This is a genomic window from Kribbella sindirgiensis, from assembly GCF_004331435.1.
Classification (GTDB): domain Bacteria; phylum Actinomycetota; class Actinomycetes; order Propionibacteriales; family Kribbellaceae; genus Kribbella; species Kribbella sindirgiensis.
In genome coordinates this window covers 171,062-190,367 of the sequence record NZ_SJKA01000002.1, presented here as the reverse complement: position 1 = coordinate 190,367, position 19,306 = coordinate 171,062, and the positions used below count along the sequence as shown (strand labels likewise).

Genomic DNA, 19,306 nt, shown 5'->3' with positions numbered 1-19,306 from the left:
ATCCTTGGGACGAGTCCTTGCCGGTGTGGTAGCGGCGCTGGCTCACGGCGTCGATCAGCTCGTCTGCTCGGTCGGACTTGCACTCTTGGCGGCAGGTGGCTCCGTTGTGGGTCGGTATTGCACACCGATAGCCTCAATCGCGTTTCCGGGGATCACCAGACGCTGCCAGCCCTGCTTGCCTATCTCTATCAGCTCAGCTTGGCCAGGCATCTCCATGTAGAGCGGCGGAGCGAGGATCAGCTCTCGATCCGTGAGGTCCAGGTCCGCGCTGTAGTGGGCTACCTTGCCGATGAAACGTGGGCCGCTGCTGAGCTTGACCCAAACATGAGGGTCGGTGTTCGTCGGCCGATCTTCACGGAAGGCCTTCGTCCAGAGCGAGTCGTGTGTGAGGTGCGGCTTGTCCTTCCCCCGCCCAAGCCACCAGTGCAGAGCCAGTGCAGCGAGCAGGGCGACCACTGTTGCTACGACGGCGGTGACAACGACATGGCGCAGTTGACTTGTCAGGTATGGCTTGTCGGTAACCGCTTTGTCGAGGGCGACGAAGGCGCGACCCCACTTGAGGTGCAGCACCGTGACGACCGCGAGGCCGATGGCGCTGAAGCCGAGCGAACCGAGCGCGATGCGGCTAATCTCGCGGAAGGCCGACTCCGGAGCGCCGACTCGACGTTTCGCTGCCAGCAAGTCGAACAACATGCCAGGTGCAACCAGCAGAAGGAACAACACCAGCGTCAGCCAGCTGGTGGGCAGCATCAGCAGCTACTCTTCGCTCGACGCCTGGGCTGCCGCAGACTGGCTCGGTGGGTCAGCCGGCGGCTCGTAGGGACTCATCAACGAAGAGATCGGGCCGTCGTACGGCTGAGCGGGCTCGACATTGAGCGAGTCAACGCTCTTGCGCACCTCGCTGAGGTCGATCCTGTCTTCGTAGGCCGGTTCGTTCGGTCCCTCGGTCACGCGCGTACCTCCCATGTGCAAATCGTTCGGTCCACACCATAGGGGTTAGCACCGACAAGTTGGGCGGGACGCGGTGCACTTGGCCCGTGCCTAGCCCCAGAGCTCGTTGTTGGCTGCAGACGGCTGACTGCGTGGACTCCGCACCGCCGATCAGCCCTGCGTGGATAACGATGCTTACCGTTCAAGCGGCTTGACCGGCGATCGGCGTGGCTCTCATCGCCTACCGTGAGAAGGCACCCATCGTGTGGTGTCGTCCCTCCAGACCCACACGGGACGGGTGCCCCGATCGTGCTGACCGGGGCACCTGATCCAATCAGACGGGCCTATCAGCCGACGTCGGACCGCCACTCGGCCCAATCGAATGAAGCTGGACGTTCACCGCCGCTCTCCAAGAAGCCTTTGATCGCCCTGCGGATGTCCTCGATGGGCAGCTCGGAGTCTTGCGGATACCCCTCGTCGTGCCCGGTGTAGTAATAGAAGACTTCCTCACGCTGGCTCTGCTGTCCCACCGCGTACCAGGCACCGATCACGCCGTCGACATTGCCGGCGTAGCGCAGGCTGCCGACTTTGCCCTCGGGGTAGAGCCCGACGCGCAGCTCGTGATCGGGGTAACCGCGATCGTTGCGCGGTCGCTCTTGGATGTAGAGCGTGGCGACCGAGTTCTCAAACGGCTCCGCCAGCATGGCGTCGACTAGTGCATCGACATCGGCGGCCGAGGTCACCAGCAGACCGCCGTCGGTATGCTCGTGCTTGTAGTAGGCCTTCAGCGAATACGTCATACCGGCTCTGTCCCTTCGGGCTTCGGCGACTTGGGGTAGGTCTCTTTGAAGTTGTTCGGTCCAAAGAGGGTGAGTTTGGCGCCGTTGGGCAGGAAGTCCTTCAGCATCTCATCACAGCCGGCTTCACCGGGGCAGGGCCGCTTGTTGACGACCAGCGTCGCCCGTCGTAGGCCTCGCTCGCGCATGAACATGGCGAACTTGATTTCGACGTGGGAGGTGATCTGCAACAGGTGCGGCGCGTCGCCAATCTTCTCGGCGACGGCGAACCGATCGGCCTTGTCGCGCCACTCGTCGAAGCCACTGACCCACTCATCTTCCGTGCCGTCCTCATTGCGCCACAGGCCACGGGTCTTCTCACGATGGCCGGGCTGATCGCGGCGAACGGGCAGCTTGGCGAACAGTCGCCAGGCATCCTTGTCATCGATGTCCGGAACTTCATCCTCCGGACTCGTCTCATCGCCATCGCCCGTCGCCTTGTCTGGCTTGTCGGCTTCCGACTTCTCGTGCTGATCATCCGGCCGGCGTTCCGCGGGCCGCGTGCTGCCACCTGGACCGAGCGGCCGTTCGCCTGTCGAACCGCCGCTTGGTTCGGTAGTTCGGATGCCGCTGACCATCTGCTGGACCCATTGGATACCTGGCTGGCGTGCTTGAGACAGGAAGTGCGCCGCTTCCTCGCAGCGGCGGGCGGCTTCGTCCAGCTGCATCGCCGCCATCCGGGCGCTCGGATTGTTACTGGTACTGCCAACCCATCCTGCGGCCTCGCGGTACTTCTGTGCCCGGTCATGCAGGTAGGGCACGATGCGCTCGATCTGATTCAACGCGTCGAGCAGTTCCTGCGCGACGCGTTGCAGCTCGGAGGGCATGCCTACGGCCTCGGCCGGCTAAATCTGGTCGGCGTAGCTGCGGCATCCGGCTTCGGCGATCTGCAAGGACTGGACGGCTTGGTCGACCGACTTCGCGGCGGCCTCCAACATGGCCGCGATGTCCTGGTCGGCCCGCGTCGCAGTGCCGCGGATGAGGGCCTGCACCTGTTGGCTTGATTGCTCGAAGCGCTGCTTAAACCCGGCCAAGCTGGCCGCGCCCTGCCTCGACTGGTCAGCCAAGCCGTGCAGCTGCATCTTCATCTGTTCGACTTGGGACATATTCCGCCTGCCTCACTCGTGATGGTTATGGGTAGAGGGAAGCTGACCGGACGGCTTCTCGCCCAGGCACACTGCGCCCTAGCCATCCGGCCAGCCGAACCGAGGACCCCGTCCGGGCCTCGGTGCATTTGGAACGGCTGGCGCAGAACGGACTCGCTTCACGTCCCGCGCCAGCCGGCTTGTTGGAGACCCCTGGCCGAGCCCTCCACAGGGGAGGAGAGGGCTCGGACAAGGACCGGATGACGGGACCGGTGGGCGTGCAGCGATCACCCTGCACATGAGAGGGGCTGAGGACGACTCCCCACCAATCCCACCGGTTCATGGATTGAGCACCAGGACTCGAGCGCCAGTGGTTTCCTCGAACCATCCGCGTCGATCGGTCGGCATGCCGATTCCTACGAAGTGCAGCAGGCTTGGCAGTACCACGGCGGTCACGTCGTAGCGGTTGATCGACTGGGCCAGTGCCTCGAATGCGGCGAGCCAGCTATCAGGCTGCTCGACATAGATGTGGCCCATCGTGAAGTGTTCCACTTCGGCGTATGCGGCCATCTCCCGCTTGAGCTCCTCGACCTGGCTGTCCGTGACCAGCAGATCGCGGCGCATGTACCCCAGCAGCAGCGGTCGGGTGAAGTCCTCCGAGAAGCCGTTCAGCCCTCGTCCCGCCAGCGGCGAAAGGTGTCGTTGAGGCGCTGCCAGACGCGCGCCCACCAACGGCTGAGACGGGAGTTCGTCATCGGTCTTCGGCATCTGGGCTTCTCAAGGGAGCGACCGGCTCGATGGTGATGCGAAGGCTGGCGAAGCGCCGCGTCATCCCGGCCTGGTATTGGAGAGCTTTCGCCGGCTCGGCGGTGTAGTCCGCGATGACATGCTCACCAAACCAGACGCGCACGCGGCGGTCGGTTGATCGCGGGACATCAGCAAGCGTCGTCATTCGCCCCGCACCTCCCGCGCGATGTCGCGGACGATGCCGATGTAGCAGGCAGCTGCCGCGATCCATAAGCCCCACATCAGGTGATGCATAGCCCACGTCCCCGTTCGATTGGGTCGGTTATCGGAGGACAACCATCCAATGACGTTGCGTGGTGGAAAACGACGGCGATACATATGCGCCCGGGAATATGCGTTCCATGCATACCGGCAGGTCGTCACGGGTAGTGTTGGCCCTGTGACGCGCTCCCAGCGGCGGCTGTGTCCTTCATGCGGTGCATACGTGGCGGCGGACAACAACGGTGACCAGTGTGGACCGTGCCAGCGGCGCGCCCCCGAGCTCACCCGTGAAGCGCCGCGCCTCTCAGACGACTTTTGGGAGGCTGACGCACTTGCCGAGGCTGCGGCTGAGCGACACTTCGGCAAGCTGCTGGTGGCCTACCGCAAGCTGCTGCGGCCCGAACCGACGCAGGCGCTCGTCGGCCAGTGGCTCGGACTGACCCAGGGGCAGGTCAGCCGGATAGAGCGCAGCGCGACACCGGTGCGGGACCTCGACAAGCTCGATCGCTGGGCTCAGGCACTGCACATCCCCGAGCAGCTGCTGTGGTTTCGTCTCACAGCTCGGCCTGCCACCTTTGGGGAGCAAGCCGAGCTGACAGCGCCGCATGCGCAAGCCGACTACGACGACGGCCAGGATGGCATCGATGCATACACGCGCTCCGACCGCCGCTCTATCGTGCAGGCTCAATCACCTGCCGAAGGAGACGGAGTGCATCGGAGGCAGTTCATCAAGTCGGCCGGCGCCGGCATCACGGCGGTAGGGGCCAGCCTGCTGGCAGGGACAGTGCCCAGCCCGAACCGGCGCCTCAGCCGTGTACGGCCAGACGCCAGCACCGAGATTCGCGAGATGACCCAGGTCTTCCGTCGCCTCGACAACCGGTACGGCGGCGGTCACAGCCGTTCGGTTGTGACCTCGTATCTGAACTCGACGGTCACACCGCTGTTGCAGGAGAGCACCTCGGGCGGAGGCCGATCTGACTTGTTCGCGGCCGCCGCCGAACTCCACCACTTGGCCGGCTGGATGGCGTATGACACCGGCCACCATGGAGACGGCCACACTCACCTACGTCAGGCGCTGCGTCTCTGCCATGAAGCCGACGATGAGCGGCTCGCCAGCGAGATGTTGGCCGGTATGAGTCATCAAGCAGCCTTTCATGGTGCGCCCGACAGCGCTGTCGACCTGGCCCTCGCAGCTCAGCACAGCGCGAAGCGATCTGGCTCGAGGCTCCTGCAGGCTGAGGCTGCCGTCATGGAAGCCCATGGTCTCGCGCTGCAGGGCGACAAGACCGGTTGCCTGGCCGCGCTGAGCCGCGCGGAGGACGTGTTCAACAGGTCGGACGCTGAAGAGCGACCACAGTGGCTCACCTACTTCGACCACGCGTACTTAGCGGCAAAGTTCGCACACGCGTTTCGCGACCTCGGGCTAGCTGCGGATGCCGAACCCTTCGCCCGCCGATCCCTCGAGATGACCGACGGGTATGAACGTGGCCGTCTGTTCAACACGGCCTTGCTCGCTACCATCCTGGCGGATCAACGTCGGCTCGAGGAGTCCTGCGCCCTTGGCATGGAAGCAACGACACTCGCCACGTCGGTGCGATCAATGCGCGGCACCAGCTATTTGCAGGACCTCGGCACGCACCTAGCGCCGTACCAGAATGTCAAACCGGTCGACTCTCTCTTCGAGAGCATGATCGAGATCGGGGTGTCACCCCTGGACGAGGTCAGCCGGCCTGGAACGCGAGCACGTGCAGCAGACCGACAAGGGACGCCGCGCCGATGATCTGGCCAGTGTCGATGCGTTCGCGAACCGAGTCGAGCGGCACCCAGTCGATCCGTTCCGCTTCGTTGATGTCCTCCGGCTCACCGATGTAGTCGGCACCGTACGACACGAACAGCAGGTTCTCGGCGTCCGTCGTCCCTACCGAGGGCTGCAGGGCCACCAGCGGTTTGACGTTCCGCGGGCGCCACCCAGTCTCCTCCTCGACCTCCCGCGCTGCGGTCACGGCTGGATCCTCGTCAGGATCGACATAGCCGCCCGGCAGCTCCCAGACCCAGCGGTCGATGATGAAGCGGTGTCGCCACATCATCAACACGTTCTCTTGCTTGTCATCCAGCACCACCATCATGGCGGCCTTGGGCATCCGCAGGACGTACTGCTCGAAGCGGACACCATCGGGCAGCTCGACCGACGCGATGCTCAACCGCAGCCGGCGCGTGTCGTCTATCAGCCGCTCGCCGTGGATTTTCCACAGGGTGGATTCTGTACCGCCATCAGCCGTCACGCCACGACACTACCGAAGGTGCTCCATCGCGGCTCAGTGGACGGCGTTGCTTGATGCACGGTCTGCACGGGCCACGACCGTGGCTCGACTGGAAGCCGATGACCTGAGGGCTCCAAGCGCGTTGGCGAGCCGGTACTGGTGCTGGCTCGTTGATGTAGGTCACGACACGTTCTTGACGATCACCAATTGCGACCGTGGGGTTGGCAACTGAGCGTGACGGGGTGCATCTTGTTCACTGGGGAAGAAGTTCTATCACCGGGGGAAGTATGAACAGCATCGACACGGACGAGTACTCGACACGACTTCGTGAGAAGGCGATTGATGTCGCGACGAACCGGATCCTGATCTCGCGCATCGGCGACAGCGCCCAAGAAGATGACCTAACTGAACCTTCCAACTGCGGCGGCCTGGGCCGAATCCGGCACTTTGTGCGGTCCACAGTGGATGGTTGGCCAGACAACCCGCTACCGATCGACCCAGCGCTCCAGAGGCTCGGCTTGCCTGGCCAGGACAGCATCGAGGCACAGGTGTTCCAGAACGCCGCGTGCAACTGGCGATGTTGGTATTGCTTTGTGCCATTTAGCTTACTGTCTGCGAACGAGTCGCGGTCACAATGGGTATCTTCAGACGAATTGGTCGACATGTACGCGAGCCTGCCGAATCGTCCGCGCATGATCGATTGCTCCGGCGGGCAACCAGACTTGGTTCCGGAGTGGGTCCCATGGATGATGCAATCGCTCATCAATGCGGGCCTGGCGGACTCAACGTATCTCTGGTCTGATGACAACCTGAGCAATGACTACTTTTGGCGCTATCTGGACGATAGTCAGCTGGACTTGATTAGACAGTATCGAAGCTATGGCCGGGTCTGCTGCTTCAAGGGCTATGATGAAACCTCCTTCGCCTTTAATACGAAAGCGGACCCATCTCTGTTTCAGAGACAGTTCGAGCTGTTCGGCAGACTGCTGTCTCTGGGTATCGACCTCTATGCTTACGTTACGTTCACGACGCCGACGCTTGTGGATATTGAAGGTCGCATGGAGCGGTTCCTCGACCGCCTAATGTCGCTTCACCCTAACCTGCCGCTACGAACGGTCCCGCTACGGATCGAAAACTACGGAGTGGTTTCCAGTAGGGTGGGTCTGGTCGAACAGCGCGCACTTATTGATCAAGATGCCGCCATAGTGGAATGGAACCGAATTGTCCATGAAAGGTTTTCGGAGAAGCAGCGATCGCTTCCGGTGACCGAGATCAACCTTCACGCCGAGTGAGGGTGGAATGCAAATCGATCTCCAAGATGAGACATTTCGTGCTGAGGTTGCGTCATGGCTGGCCGGACTCGACAACGTGGTTATCCGTGATATCGAGGAAGTCTTTGCTGTGTCGCCTGGTGTCTACCCAACGACACTTCTTGAGCTTTGGCGCGAAGAGCTGGCGCGTCGCGGTTTGATGGAGGTGGTGAATCTGGCGCCTGTCGACATTGCGAAGCCTTCCGCTGAGGGTAGCAATCTGCCCGTAGAGCATCCCCTGGATGCGGATTGGCGCTTTGCCGAGCAAACGACAATCATGCTCGCGGGTCGGGCTCTGAGGCTGGCTGGCGAGGAAGGGACTATCGTCCACCTGGGCGCTCCAAGTACCTTCGTGCGGTCGGCACTGACCTCGCAGCACCGGCACATACTTGTTGACCGAAACCAGACGATGATCGGTGCCCTTCGCAACCGCGGAGTCGGACCTCAGAGCCTCGTAATCGGTGTGGACGTCGCCGAACTTACTCAACTCCACGTAGATGCCTGCGCCGTCATCGCCGATCCGCCATGGTACTTCGATGAAACGCTTCAGTTCCTGCGAGTCGCTTCTGACGCGTGCCGTCTCGGTGGCCTCGTACTGTTGTGCCAGCCGTCGATGGGTACGCGCCCAGGAGTGGAGGCCGAGCGAACCGGGTTGACCGCGGCGTTGCCAGCGCTTGGACTCGCCCTGGTGAGTGTAGAGTCCGGTGCTGTGCGATACGTCACTCCGCACTTTGAGTCGACATCGCTGCGTCATGCGCTCGGAGGGTTCACGATCCCCGCAACGTGGCGAGTAGGAGACCTCTTGGTCTTGTGTCGAACGGCGGAGGCGACGCACATACCGATGTTGAGCGATCAGCGATCCGAGAAATGGGAAGAAGTCACCTTCGGACCGGTTCGGGTCAAGCTGCGGCAGAGCGACGCTCAAACGGATCTAGAGTCCCTTGTTCCCGGGGATATCTTAACGACGGTCAGCCGGCGCGACCCCAATCGCGGGCGCGTTGGTATGTGGACGAGTGGAAACCGAGTCTATGGCCTGGTGTCGGTTGAACATATCGGCCAACTGCTCCGACTGTGTAATGACGACCTAAATGCTGGCGTATTCTCTCTGGGTGCCGTGTTAAATCGTGCAGGTAGCCTTGCGATAGATCGTGAGATTGCCAAGAAGCTTCATGATATTCTAGAAATAGAGCTAGAGGAGCATCAGGAAAGGACGTCGGGGCAGTGAAGATTGGTATGGCTTGGCAGCAGTTTCTGGAAACTGCTCGGTCCCACGAAGAGTGGTCCGCCTTCGTTGGCGAGTCGAAGCGGAATGTTCATCTTGCTGTGATGATTGAGCCATTTCTCAGCTACATCTTCGAGGGCCAGAAGACGATTGAGTCGAGGTTCTCCTCACACGCCATCGCCCCATACCGGCAGATTAAGGTCGGTGACCTTGTCTTGCTAAAGCGGACAGGCGGACCAGTTGTCGGCGCTTTTATTGCTTCTTCGGTGGAGTTCGTTGAGCTGCACGACCGCGAGCTGGATCGACTTCGACGAGACTACAGCACCGCCATCTGCGCCGATGAGGAGTTTTGGCAGGCGCGATCCGACAAGCGCTATGCGACCCTCATTGGAGTTAACAACCCCGTCGAGCTTCCGCCACTGCCCATCGCAAAAGCCGATCGCCGCGGGTGGGTGCCACTCGATGTGCATTCAACAAGCAACGAGCATGAGCAGCTGACACTCATATGAGCTCCTTCGTCTGCCTGACGGGTGAGATCGCGTCCGGTAAGAGCACGTTAGCCCGCGCACTGGCAGACCTGTGCCCACACGCGACGCTGGCGTCATTTGGTGACGTGGTTCGCGCTGAGGTCCGTCGGCTGGGCATGCCGATGTCGCGGCAGAGTATGCAGGACGCCGGCCAGACGCTGACAGGAGGAGGTTGGGAGAGGTTCGTCAACTTGCTGCTGGCTCGCATGGCGCCAAGAGCCACGTTAAGTATCGTGGACGGCATCCGACATCGAGCTGCGCTGGACTGTATCAGGGACCAATGTGGAGATTCGTGCGTGCTCGTTGGTGTGCGCGTCTCCAGCGCTGAACAGTTGCGACGACTTCGGCTGAGGGGTGAAGACCCAACCATCCTTAGGCATGATGTAGAGAGCGAGATCCCGTTGCTTATTGAGCTTGCGGATATTCGAGTGTCGGGTGAACTAGATGCCAGAGGCGAGGCTCAGAAGGTACTCAGCTACGTGACTGCTCGCGGTCAGGACGCTTGACCCCGGTGGATCTGGTCGGCTCTGTTGGTCCGAGACGCAGGTGCGAGCAGGTGAACGTTGTCGCCGATTCGTCGCCTCGGCACCTTGGTCGGACCAGCGGGCAGGTCAGGCAACCGAACCTCGAGGTAGCGCTTTGCGAGCGTCTCGAGGTAGGTAACCTCGTCATCAGTGAGCGGGCGGCCAGTCGGGATCCCATGCCAGTACTCGGCACACTTACGACAGCATGCAGCCACGGCATGCATCGCGTAGTCCAGAGCGGTGGCCTTATCAGGCGCTACGGGCGTCTGTCGTCCTTCCCGCGGATGCTCAGCCCGTCCGATGCCTGAGCGAATTCGCGGCTCCACCCGCTCCATGAGTTGATCGCGGCCGGCGCGGAGAGCGTAGTTCAGAGCCCGCTCTCCGAACGGCACGTGCCAGAAGTAGTGCCTAATGCACTCCAACTGCATCGCGGCAAAGGTGCTGTCGATGTCGCTCAAGTCCCGCTCAGCGGTGCGTGCGAGCGAGACCAAGGGAACACCACAATCGCGACAGGCGCCCGGTACGAGTTGCTTGGTCAGCTTCTTTGTCAATTTGAAGCAATGAAGATCGGCGTCGCAGATCGTGGTCGTGCACTTGATTTCGATCTCCTCATGCTGCTTCCAAATACCAGACCTTGCCGCATCGGCCTTTTCGGCAGACCACTTTGGAGGGAGAGGCGGCAGAGTAACAGCGGGGAGTGGCAGCGTCTCGTCGCCGTGGTCGACCTCTGTCCAGTATCTATCGTTCAGTTTCGATCTTTCGAACTCGCGCATTGTTCCGGTCCTTCGTCTATTGAGTGATGTAGCTTCTTGTTAACTAGCAAGGGCATCAATCAGAATTTCTCGGTCCACGGCATCTAGGGAGCCAATATCTAGTAGTGGGATTAATTCATCGGTGACGATGCGCCACGAACTGGCCGACTCTTGGAAGGTCGACGCCGTACCCCACCAGTTGATCCTCTGTTCGCCGAGGCGGTAAGCGAGGTAATTGGCGAGGATATCCGGAGGGACCTCGGCCTGCATAGCCACGTCGCGCACAACCGACTTGAGCCTTTGAACTGATCCGTTTGCTGCCCTCAAACACTGATTAACGACCGGCTCGGCGCGACCAGAGAAGAGGATATCGGCCGCAAAGTCGTTCGCATGCTGCTCTTCGGGTGCTTCGTTCCATGCGCTGATCTCACCAAGTTCAATCCATGTACGAAGACCGCTTCCCGTTTCACTTCGGATGTGGTCGAGTTCGTGTAGAAGGTCGGCTAGCCATCTGGCCGGCGAGTCTGTGGTCTGTTTGAGCACGATCACGGGGCGGCCATCGTGAAAGAAACACGCTCCATGAAACGCACCAGGATCGCGCAGAGCGATGACAGGGATACCGAGACCGTTGACATACCTCAGCGTCGCCTTCAGGAGCAGCGCAGACGACATGGCGGGCTCGGCATCGTCGACATCGAACTCATCAAGAGCAGTCTCGATGCCTTCGCGTATCTCTCTTGCCGTGCCGGGCCTCGGAAGGATCTGTAGACCCTCCGTGGCGCGGACCACGATCTTCGCGAGTCCCTCGGCATAGCGCGAGTACGCCTCAAGGGCCGGCTGGGCTGCGGAACGTGAGGTCTTGAACCATCCAGCGGTCGCTAGAGCCGGCGCCGGTTCAGAGTCGGATGTCAATACAGCCATCGGAACATCGAGCAGCCGAGATAGACGCTGAATGATCTGTGCGACTCCAGCAGCTCCTGTAATACCGTTACTGTCGCGCATGAGGCGCCTGTCGATCATCTGCCGATCGAAACCAAGCTGCCGCAGACGAGTCTTTAGTTGAGATAGAGGAGTGGCGGTTCGAGGAAGATCGATTCCGCCGGCCAACCTGACGTCCAGCGCGTCCATTACTTCTTGGATTCTGCGAAGTGACGCGGTCGCGTAATTGTTAGCCTCATACTTCTGGATTTGCTGCTCCTTTAGCCCGAGGCGTTCTGCGAGATCGCGCTGGGTAAGTCCGCTGGCGATGCGAGCCCGGACAAGGGCATCTGGGAGATCGCGAACTGATGACACTGTAAGGCTGTGCATGACACCCCGTTGCAACAGCTCGTACTCTTGCAGCTCCTCGTCAAGCGAGGCTATCTCGCTAGCAAGGGAGTCTCGTGCGATCCTGCTTTTCCAGGCCGCTTGGTCGATGTCTGTGCCATCCTCGACAGTAGTCAAGGTGCTGCCCACCAACTCGTCGAGTGCGTCGGCAAGATGCTTCCGCTGAGAGCTGATGATTCGATACTGCCGCTCATTACGAATCATTGGGCCACCGTCCTGAGATTCAACAACACAATTCCTTTGGCTTCTCCGTCGCGAGTTTGTTGAAAAAATAGTTGAAACGGAAAGCCGGTTTTCCCTTCGATCTGTGCGAATAGCTCGCCGCCGTACTTGGCCTTCTGCCGGAGGCGACCGTCCGGACTGGAGTCGAGAAGTATCGGATCCACCTGATTCAAGTCTGCTGGCATCGGATCCCAGGCGGCGTCCCAATCGTTCGGGTCCTCCTCGCCGGTCGCAAAGCTGCCGTCCACCCACATGGCCACCGCTCCGGCTTGGCGCAGGTTCAATGCGGCGCGCCCGAGGCCTTCCAAGAGCGACTGACGTCGGGCGTTCCATCCGAGGCCCGCACACAGCTCAGACCACGAAGCACGGTGCAGCCCAGGCGGCAGGAGCCCCGAAGCTGTGAAGTCAGGTATCACCAACACAACATAACCGTTGTGTCGGCGGGCGTCCAACTTCACATCGCGCCAACTACGAAGAGCATCGCTGTCGATGCTTTCAGTGCTCACCCTGTGTTGGTGACGACCGGGCGGCCTAGTGCCGACGCTGACCCTGTCGTCGCACCACCGCACCCTCCTGCTTCAGGATCTTCAGGACGGTCGTCTTCCCGATCGCCAGGCTCTCAGCTACCTCCACTGCCGTCTGACCCGACGCGTAGAGACGAACCGCCTCGTCCCGGACACTCTGCGTGATCCGCCGTTTACGTGCCGAACGGCTAGATTCCGGGGAGCGACTGGTAGGCGCTGGGAGCGAGAACTGGGCGTTGAGATTTAGCGACCCCAGGACTACGAAAGAAGGCCCGGACCATTAGGTCCGGGCCTTCGTTTTTGTGGGGCTGACCTGCGGGTTTGGCTTAGCGGTAGGCGGCGGCCTGGAGATTGAAGAGTTCGGCGTAGAGGCCGTTGCTCTGGAGCAGGTCTTTGTGGGAGCCGTGTTCTGCGATCTTTCCGTGGTGCAGGACGACGATGGTGTCGGCCATGCGGACTGTGGAGAATCTGTGGGAGACCAGGACGGTGATAGTGCCGGCGCGTTCCCGTAGAGCGTGTGCGGCGTTCGTCCAGGCTTCGAAGAGTTGATGTTCGGTTTCGGGGTCCAGGGCTGCTGAGGGTTCGTCGAGGAGTAGCAAGGCGGGGGCTGGGCGCATCATTGCTCTGGCGATCGCTAGCTTCTGCCACTGACCTCCGGACAGGTCCACGCCGGCGGGCCAGCCTGAGCCGAGTTGGGTGTCGAGGCCGCGGGGTAGGGCAGTCAGTACGTCGGTGGCGGCAGCGCGCTCGAGTGCGTCAAGAACCTTCGGATCGTTGTCAGCGTTCTCGAGATCTCCTAGCGCCACCGCCTCGCGGACCAGGAGTTCGAAGCGGGCGTGATCCTGGAACGCGGCGGAGATCCGGTCCTGCCAGTGGGTGCGGTCGATCGAGGCGAGATTTTCGGCGTCGATCGTGATCGTGCCGGTGGTCGGGTTGTAAAGGCCGGCGAGGAGTTTGACCAGCGTCGACTTGCCGGCGCCGTTCTCGCCGACGATGGCGACCGTCGAGCCGGCGGGCAGGTCCAGGTCGATGTTCCGGAGCGAAGGCTGTGCTGCGCCGTCGTACTGGTAGGAAACGTCGCGGAGTGAGATGCCGTGCTCGAGCCGCTGCGGCACGGGACGGTCACCTGAGTGCGTCGCGTGACCGAAGAGGTCTTGCAGGCGGACGAAACGGTTGGCTGCGACCAGACCTCGGATCGTGAGCTGCAGGACCTCGCCGGAACCGCTGACCAGCCCGAGTACCTGACCGGCCAGAACCGCGATCAGCGCGGCTTCGCCGATAGTTGCCTCGCCGACGGCGACGCGCCGTACCACCAAGGCGATGGAAGCCGCGTAACCGGCGATGAAGACCAACCGTCCGGCGAGACTCCAGCCGGCGGCCTGGAGCTGGGCTTGCCCGTGGAAGCGTCGGATCTGCTGGTGTGCGCGCTGAAACCTGCGCAGCATCTCCGCTTGCAACCTGAACAAGCGAACCTCCTTCGCGCCGCCCGGGGTGGCCGTCAGCTCCACAAGATGCTCAGCAAGCCGACCGGGTTCGGCCGCGCGCTCGCCACTCTCGCGGAAGATGCGGCTGGTCTTGAAGGTAATGAGCAGTGACGGCACCGCGAACAACGGGAGTGCGAGGAGGAGCGGATCGACCAGAACCATGAGGACCGCGGTCGTGATGATCTGCACGGTGACTGCGCAGAGTTCGATCATCCGCGGCAGGACCTGGCTGAGCTGATAGCCCTCTCGCTGGAACGCATACAGCTCGTTCAGATGCTCGGGGTTCTCGTGGAGTTCCAGTGTCGGCGCAGCACTGACGAGGTTGAGAATTTGCCCGTTCATCAGGTACCGCGTGTGATCGCGCAGCCGAGACTGGGCCCGCTGGCCGCCGTACGCGATGGCGACTGTGGCGGCGATGGAGATGACACCTCCAACAGCGCCGATTGCAAGGGGGCCGTCCACGATGAACTTCAGCCACAGCCCGTAGGCGGACTGCGTGACGGCCTGCAGGGCGGCCAGTGCGAACGCAAGCACCGCCGCTGTGCGATCTGCGCGCCAGGCCATCTGCAGCATCGTGGTGATGACGCGCAGGTTCTCACTCATCGATGTTCTCCTCGGCATGGGAGCTGAATCGCATCGCCTGCTTGCGGAACATGCGGGCGTAGGTTCCGCCGGCCGCGAGGAGCCGTTCGTGGCTGCCGTCCTCGGTGACCTGCCCGCCGTCGAGCACGATGATCCGGCGGGAGCGACGGATCGTGGAGAACCGATGGCTGATCACGACGCTGGTCAAGCCGGAGGTGAGGTCGAGGAACCTGTTGTAGAGGTCCGACTCCGCGCGCACGTCGAGTTGAGCGGTCGGTTCGTCGAGCACGAGAACGCGGGCGCCGCCTTGAACCGCCATGAGTGTTCTGGCCAGAGCTATCCGCTGCCACTGTCCACCCGAGAGGTCGACGCCGTGGTCGAGCCGCGGGGAGAGCGTCGTATCCAGGCCCTGTGGGAGCCTGCCGAGGATGGTGTCGGCGCCGGCCCGTACGGCGGAGCGCTCGATCTGATCGTCCGTCGATGGCTGCGCCAACTGCTCAACTGCTCCGAGACCGATGTTGTCCCGCGCGGACAGCTCGTAGCGGATGAAGTCCTGGAAGATCGCCGCCACGGACTTCCGCCAGGATTCCTGATCGAGTTCGCGGAGATCGGTTCCGTCGACGAGGATGCGGCCACTCTGCGGTACTTCGAGGCCGGTGAGGAGCTTGATCAACGTTGTCTTCCCGGCCCCGTTCAGGCCGACGACGCCAAGCGACGTACCCGCCCGGATCTCGAGGTTCAGCCGATCGAAGATGACCTTGCCGGATCCGGGGTAGCCGAAGGTCACCTCCTCGAACACGATCGATTCCGTCGGACGTCCTGACGCACTGGCGGTGCCCGGGTGCGGGGTGGCGTGGTCGGCGACGAGACGTTCCAGTTCGAGTACGACCGGGACACGGCTGGCGCCGTACTCGATGAGATCGTCTCCGGATTGATCGGCGAGAAGGCTCATGCCGAGCATGCCTTGCAGCAGCAGGACGATGGCGCCTAAGCCGAGATCTCCGCTCAGGGCTCCAGCGACCACGGTCGCATTGGCCACGACAACCAAGGTGAAGAGCATGGTCAGCGAGCGCTGTCCGACGTTGCGGGCCTTGGCGAGCTCCGCGAGAATGCGAGCCGCCTGGCGGCCGTAGCGATCCGACAACCAACCGGTGAGACCGAAGATGCGAACCTCTTTCGCCCACTCCGGACGCAGTCCGATCCGGTGCGTGTAGCTCGCGGCATGTACGGCGTCCTCCCAGGAGAACTGATCTGAGCGGCGCATGTTCGCCTGCAGCCTGTTGCCGACGAGGAGCCAGAGCACGAGAAGGAGTGCGGCGGCCGGGACGGACACCGTCGCCACCAACACTCCGGCCGCGATGCCCTGAGCTTGCAGGGGCCACTTCATGGTCAAGCCGTCGACCAGGTCCCCGGGCTCGAGGCCCGCGATGCGGACGGCACGGTCAGTCTTGGCGGCCAAGTCGGGGCGTTCGAAGATGTCCAAGGTGCTTGCGTCGAGAGCGGCTCGGATCACGCGGCCGATCAAGTACTCCTCGTACCGCCGGTACAGCGCCCAGCGCGCTACCTCGTACACGGCGCGCGTCACCTCTTGCGCTGCCAGCACCAGAGCGATCCCGGCGAGCGCGCGGCCCGTCTCCGCCACTGCCGGCAGGACGGTGATCAGGTGTGCGACCAGTGCCGCGAAGATCGCCGGCCAGATCGCGGTGAGGACGATGCACCCGAGCAGCAAGGCAAACCGGAGTGGGAACGCACGCGCCAGTACGACGACCGCGAGCGCTCGTGGCGAGTGGAGCCGCCACCGCTGTGAATACTTACCCTTCCCGCACCGCAGGACAGTGACAGCTCCTACCCGCGGTGTCAAACCCTCACTTGCGACGCGCGATGCGGTGACTGGGGACAGGCGCTGGGGCGTGCGAACAATACATAACCTGTCCTCCGCCCCCGGGGGGTTGTTCCCAGTACCGAGTCAGCTCTCAGTTATTCGGCTGTCATTGGAGCGCCGCCGACCATCCGCAGCAGTCGGGCTCGCTCTTCAGAGCTGCTGACGGCAGTTGGGCCAACCGGCGCCAGCCGGTCACAGTGGCGTCCCAGACGATCTGTCCGTTCATCCGGTTACTTGACGGCGAGTTCGCCGAGTTCGGACCAGTTGTCCTGGGGGAGTTTGAAGTTGACGATGCGGGGGGTCTCGACCAGGTGGGGTGGGAGGTGGTCCTGGGCGGCCTTGAAGTGCGCCGAGGTGACGTGGTGGGTGGCGGCGTCGTCGTCGGCGAAGGCTTCGACGAGGACGTACTCGTTCGGGTCGTCGACGGAGCGGGACCAGTCGAACCACAGGCAGCCTGGTTCGGCGCGGGTCGCGGTGGTGAAGTCGGCGGTGATGGTCGGCCAGTCGTCGGCGTGCTCGGGCCGTACGCGGAACTTCGCGGTGATGAAGATCATGAGCACCAACCTAGCGGCCGGCGCCGCGGTGCGGAGTCGCAATCTGAGATCAGCGCAGCGTGAATCCGGTGCCCAACGGGTCGCGCGGATCCACGGTGAACGTCGCCGTCCCGGTGCGGTACGCGCTGCCGTGCACCTCGGTGACCACGCCTTCGGGTGTCTCGGAGACGACGCGGCCGAGGAACGTCGTCCCGACGATGGAGTCGTGGCGCAGGACCTGTCCCGTGTGCAGACGGCCCTCGTCGTGCAGCAAAGCCAGGCGCGCCGACGTACCTGAGCCGCAGGGGGAGCGGTCGGCCTCTCCATCGGCGAACACCGCCAGATTGCGTTGGTGAGCGGGCCCGAGATCGTCGTACAGGATCGTGCCGTACAGACCGCTGAGCCGCGGATCGGTCGGGTGGACGGCGACCGCGTCCAGAGCCCACTTGATCTCGCGGCCGATCGCGATCAGGTCGGCGTACGACGAGGGCGTGACCGACAGACCGACCGAGGAAGCGGGGACCGAGGCGTAGAACGCTCCGCCGTAACTGATGTCCGCCAGCACGTCGCCGCGCGAAGTCGACACCTGGACGCCGCGGCTCAGCACGTACGACGGGACGTTGCGGAAGGCAACTCCAGAGCTACTGACGTGGGCTGTCACCCGTCCCGACGGTACGTCGATGACGACGTCACCGGCCTGGACCAGACCGGTTTCGACGGCCCAGGTCGCCAGCGCGATCGTCCCGTGCCCGCACGCGGTCGAGTACCCGTCCTTGTGCCAGAACACCACGCCGAAGTCGGCGCCGTCGTCGTCACCCGGTACGACGAACCCGCCGTACATGTCCGCATGACCACGCGGCTCGTTCACCAGCAACCGCCGTACGGCGTCGATCGCCTCCGAGGACTGCGCTGTGACGCGACGGTCGGCCACGGATGTTCCCGGGATGTCGACCGAGGTCACGATCCGGAACGGCTCCCCGGCCGTGTGGTAGTCCACCACGCTGACGTCCTCCACACAGTCACCTTAGACAGAACAAAGCCGCTGTCCGCCACGGGGGCAGACAGCGGCTGGAGCGACCTGACAGGAAGTCAGGCGGCTTGGGGAACGCGGTTGCGCGCGGCCCAGACGGCTCGGCGCAGCTTGGCCTTGTCGGGGTAACCGGCCTCGCAGCCGATCACGTACACGTCGTGGCTGCGCATGTTGACCATGCCGGCCACGTACCAGACCGGGCTCCCCTAGGCCAGCATGGTGACGATCATGTTCCGGATGTCGGTGGTGATGTTCATTCTGACCCTCTCCTTTGGTCGCTCTTACTGATACGTCGGACCAGAGGGGCCGGATTCGACACGTCTCCCAAAAAGAATTTCGGGGAAAACAAAGCGCCCCGATCGATGACCGGGGCGCTCGTCCGTGTGGGTCCCGGGGGGAGTGGGACCACCACACGTTGGGGGGGACTTTGACGTTAACCCGACGAAGGGGTCACTCTCGGCAGCTTTTCGTCGAACGGCACCAGAAGTGCGTTCAGCGGTTCGAACGTCTCCGATACAGCGAAGTCGCCAGGACGACGGAGAACAGGAGCAGACCACAACACCACGCGAGTGCGACTCGGCCGTTGTTCTCCATCGGCGTTCCGATCAGCAGGCTGCGGACGGTCTCGATCACCGGTGTGATCGGTTGGTGCTCGCTGATCGGCCGCAACCAGGACGGCATCGTCTCCGGCTGTACGAACGCGCTGCTCAGGTACGGCAGGAACAGCATGAAGAAGCTGAGCGCGCTGGCCGACTCCACCGACTTGGCGATCACGCCGAGTCCCGCCGCGAGCCAGGACAGCGCGACGACGTACAGCAACAGCAGCCCGATCGCCGCCAGCCAGTCCACCACGCCGCCGTTGGGGCGGAACCCCATGGCGAGCGAGGCCACGATGACGATCGCCGTCGACGTCGCGTTGCGCGCCACGCTCGCGACGACATGGCCGGTCAGTACGGCGAAGCTGTGGATGGGCAGCGAGCGCAGCCGGTCGATCATCCCGTTGTGCATGTCGTCGGCGACCACCATCGCCGTCGACGAGGCGCCGTACCCGGTGGTGAGCAGCAGGATCCCCGGTACGACGTAGTTCACGTACTCGGTCCCCGTGTTGATGGCGCCGCCGAACACGTAGACGAACAACGCCATCATCAGCAACGGCAGCAGGAGCGACACGAACAACGTGTCGACGTTGCGCCGTGCGAGCCGCACGCTGCGGTCGATCATGGTCACCACGTCCGAGCAGGCGGCGACGACTCCTTGGTGTGACATCA

Annotated in this window: 22 protein-coding genes; 5 read left to right on the top strand and 17 right to left on the bottom strand. The window is 62.9% G+C overall.

Annotated features, from left to right (window positions below):
• Positions 1-54: 54 nt before the first annotated feature.
• The 7 genes from E0H50_RS05400 to E0H50_RS05370 form a co-directional block, all read right to left on the bottom strand.
• Positions 55-750, bottom strand: coding sequence for a DUF6338 family protein (locus tag E0H50_RS05400; protein ID WP_131285422.1), 696 nt, complete (start codon positions 748-750; stop codon positions 55-57).
• 6 nt (positions 751-756) lie between these two features.
• Positions 757-951 carry a hypothetical protein gene (locus E0H50_RS05395; RefSeq protein WP_131285420.1) on the bottom strand — a complete coding sequence of 65 codons (195 nt, stop codon included), beginning with the start codon at positions 949-951 and terminating at the stop codon, positions 757-759.
• A gap of 326 nt (positions 952-1,277) precedes the next feature.
• Positions 1,278-1,730 carry an Imm1 family immunity protein gene (locus tag E0H50_RS05390; protein WP_131285418.1) on the bottom strand — a complete coding sequence of 151 codons (453 nt, stop codon included), beginning with the start codon at positions 1,728-1,730 and terminating at the stop codon, positions 1,278-1,280.
• Positions 1,727-2,593 carry a DddA-like double-stranded DNA deaminase toxin gene (locus tag E0H50_RS05385; protein WP_238150786.1) on the bottom strand — a complete coding sequence of 289 codons (867 nt, stop codon included), beginning with the start codon at positions 2,591-2,593 and terminating at the stop codon, positions 1,727-1,729. The genes E0H50_RS05390 and E0H50_RS05385 overlap by 4 nt, the downstream gene beginning before the upstream one ends.
• An 18-nt stretch (positions 2,594-2,611) precedes the next feature.
• Positions 2,612-2,872 (bottom strand): hypothetical protein, encoded by a 261-nt coding sequence (locus E0H50_RS05380; RefSeq protein ID WP_131285416.1) that lies wholly within the window; start codon positions 2,870-2,872, stop codon positions 2,612-2,614.
• 318 nt (positions 2,873-3,190) lie between these two features.
• Positions 3,191-3,619 (bottom strand): hypothetical protein, encoded by a 429-nt coding sequence (locus tag E0H50_RS05375; protein WP_238150785.1) that lies wholly within the window; start codon positions 3,617-3,619, stop codon positions 3,191-3,193.
• Entirely contained in the window at positions 3,603-3,803 is a 201-nt protein-coding gene (locus E0H50_RS05370) for a hypothetical protein (RefSeq protein WP_131285414.1), read from the bottom strand. The genes E0H50_RS05375 and E0H50_RS05370 overlap by 17 nt, the downstream gene beginning before the upstream one ends.
• Before the next feature lie 279 nt (positions 3,804-4,082).
• On the opposite strand from E0H50_RS05370, the gene E0H50_RS43390 reads away from it, so the two are divergent.
• Positions 4,083-5,639 (top strand): helix-turn-helix domain-containing protein, encoded by a 1,557-nt coding sequence (locus tag E0H50_RS43390; protein ID WP_202868027.1) that lies wholly within the window; start codon positions 4,083-4,085, stop codon positions 5,637-5,639.
• Here E0H50_RS43390 and E0H50_RS05360 read toward each other — a convergent pair.
• A complete protein-coding gene (locus E0H50_RS05360; RefSeq protein ID WP_131285412.1) occupies positions 5,581-6,141 on the bottom strand; it encodes an NUDIX hydrolase in 561 nt (186 codons plus the stop codon). The two genes, E0H50_RS43390 and E0H50_RS05360, sit on opposite strands and share 59 nt — an antisense overlap.
• 266 nt (positions 6,142-6,407) lie before the next feature.
• On the opposite strand from E0H50_RS05360, the gene E0H50_RS05355 reads away from it, so the two are divergent.
• Genes E0H50_RS05355 through E0H50_RS44445 form a run of 4 tightly spaced genes read left to right on the top strand, consistent with a single transcriptional unit; the run spans position 6,408 to position 9,685 of the window.
• Positions 6,408-7,412 (top strand): radical SAM protein, encoded by a 1,005-nt coding sequence (locus tag E0H50_RS05355; RefSeq protein ID WP_131285410.1) that lies wholly within the window; start codon positions 6,408-6,410, stop codon positions 7,410-7,412.
• Between the two features lie 7 nt (positions 7,413-7,419).
• A complete protein-coding gene (locus tag E0H50_RS05350; RefSeq protein WP_131285408.1) occupies positions 7,420-8,655 on the top strand; it encodes a hypothetical protein in 1,236 nt (411 codons plus the stop codon).
• Entirely contained in the window at positions 8,652-9,161 is a 510-nt protein-coding gene (locus E0H50_RS05345; RefSeq protein ID WP_165547005.1) for an ASCH domain-containing protein, read from the top strand. The genes E0H50_RS05350 and E0H50_RS05345 overlap by 4 nt, the downstream gene beginning before the upstream one ends.
• Positions 9,158-9,685: an AAA family ATPase gene (locus E0H50_RS44445; RefSeq protein ID WP_420323233.1), complete on the top strand. Its 528-nt coding sequence runs from the start codon at positions 9,158-9,160 to the stop codon at positions 9,683-9,685. Before E0H50_RS05345 ends, E0H50_RS44445 begins: the two co-directional genes overlap by 4 nt.
• Here the strand turns inward: E0H50_RS44445 and E0H50_RS05340 are convergent.
• The 9 genes from E0H50_RS05340 to E0H50_RS05295 form a co-directional block, all read right to left on the bottom strand.
• Entirely contained in the window at positions 9,673-10,476 is an 804-nt protein-coding gene (locus E0H50_RS05340) for a DUF4186 family protein (RefSeq protein WP_131285404.1), read from the bottom strand. The genes E0H50_RS44445 and E0H50_RS05340 overlap by 13 nt on opposite strands.
• A 39-nt stretch (positions 10,477-10,515) precedes the next feature.
• Positions 10,516-11,985: a helix-turn-helix domain-containing protein gene (locus E0H50_RS05335; protein WP_131285402.1), complete on the bottom strand. Its 1,470-nt coding sequence runs from the start codon at positions 11,983-11,985 to the stop codon at positions 10,516-10,518.
• Positions 11,982-12,509, bottom strand: a complete 528-nt coding sequence (locus E0H50_RS05330) for a DUF6932 family protein (RefSeq protein WP_202868026.1) — start codon at positions 12,507-12,509, stop codon at positions 11,982-11,984. The genes E0H50_RS05335 and E0H50_RS05330 overlap by 4 nt, the downstream gene beginning before the upstream one ends.
• A 25-nt stretch (positions 12,510-12,534) precedes the next feature.
• Positions 12,535-12,693, bottom strand: coding sequence for a helix-turn-helix domain-containing protein (locus E0H50_RS44440; protein WP_420323236.1), 159 nt, complete (start codon positions 12,691-12,693; stop codon positions 12,535-12,537).
• 160 nt (positions 12,694-12,853) lie between these two features.
• A complete protein-coding gene (locus tag E0H50_RS05320) occupies positions 12,854-14,614 on the bottom strand; it encodes an ABC transporter ATP-binding protein (protein WP_238150784.1) in 1,761 nt (586 codons plus the stop codon).
• Positions 14,607-16,454: an ABC transporter ATP-binding protein gene (locus E0H50_RS05315; protein WP_238150783.1), complete on the bottom strand. Its 1,848-nt coding sequence runs from the start codon at positions 16,452-16,454 to the stop codon at positions 14,607-14,609. Before E0H50_RS05315 ends, E0H50_RS05320 begins: the two co-directional genes overlap by 8 nt.
• A 251-nt stretch (positions 16,455-16,705) precedes the next feature.
• Positions 16,706-17,029, bottom strand: coding sequence for a putative quinol monooxygenase (locus tag E0H50_RS05310; RefSeq protein ID WP_131285398.1), 324 nt, complete (start codon positions 17,027-17,029; stop codon positions 16,706-16,708).
• Between the two features lie 49 nt (positions 17,030-17,078).
• Entirely contained in the window at positions 17,079-18,023 is a 945-nt protein-coding gene (locus tag E0H50_RS05305) for a proline racemase family protein (protein ID WP_131285396.1), read from the bottom strand.
• Between the two features lie 507 nt (positions 18,024-18,530).
• Entirely contained in the window at positions 18,531-19,304 is a 774-nt protein-coding gene (locus tag E0H50_RS05295) for an ABC transporter permease (protein WP_131285394.1), read from the bottom strand.
• Positions 19,305-19,306: the final 2 nt, after the last annotated feature.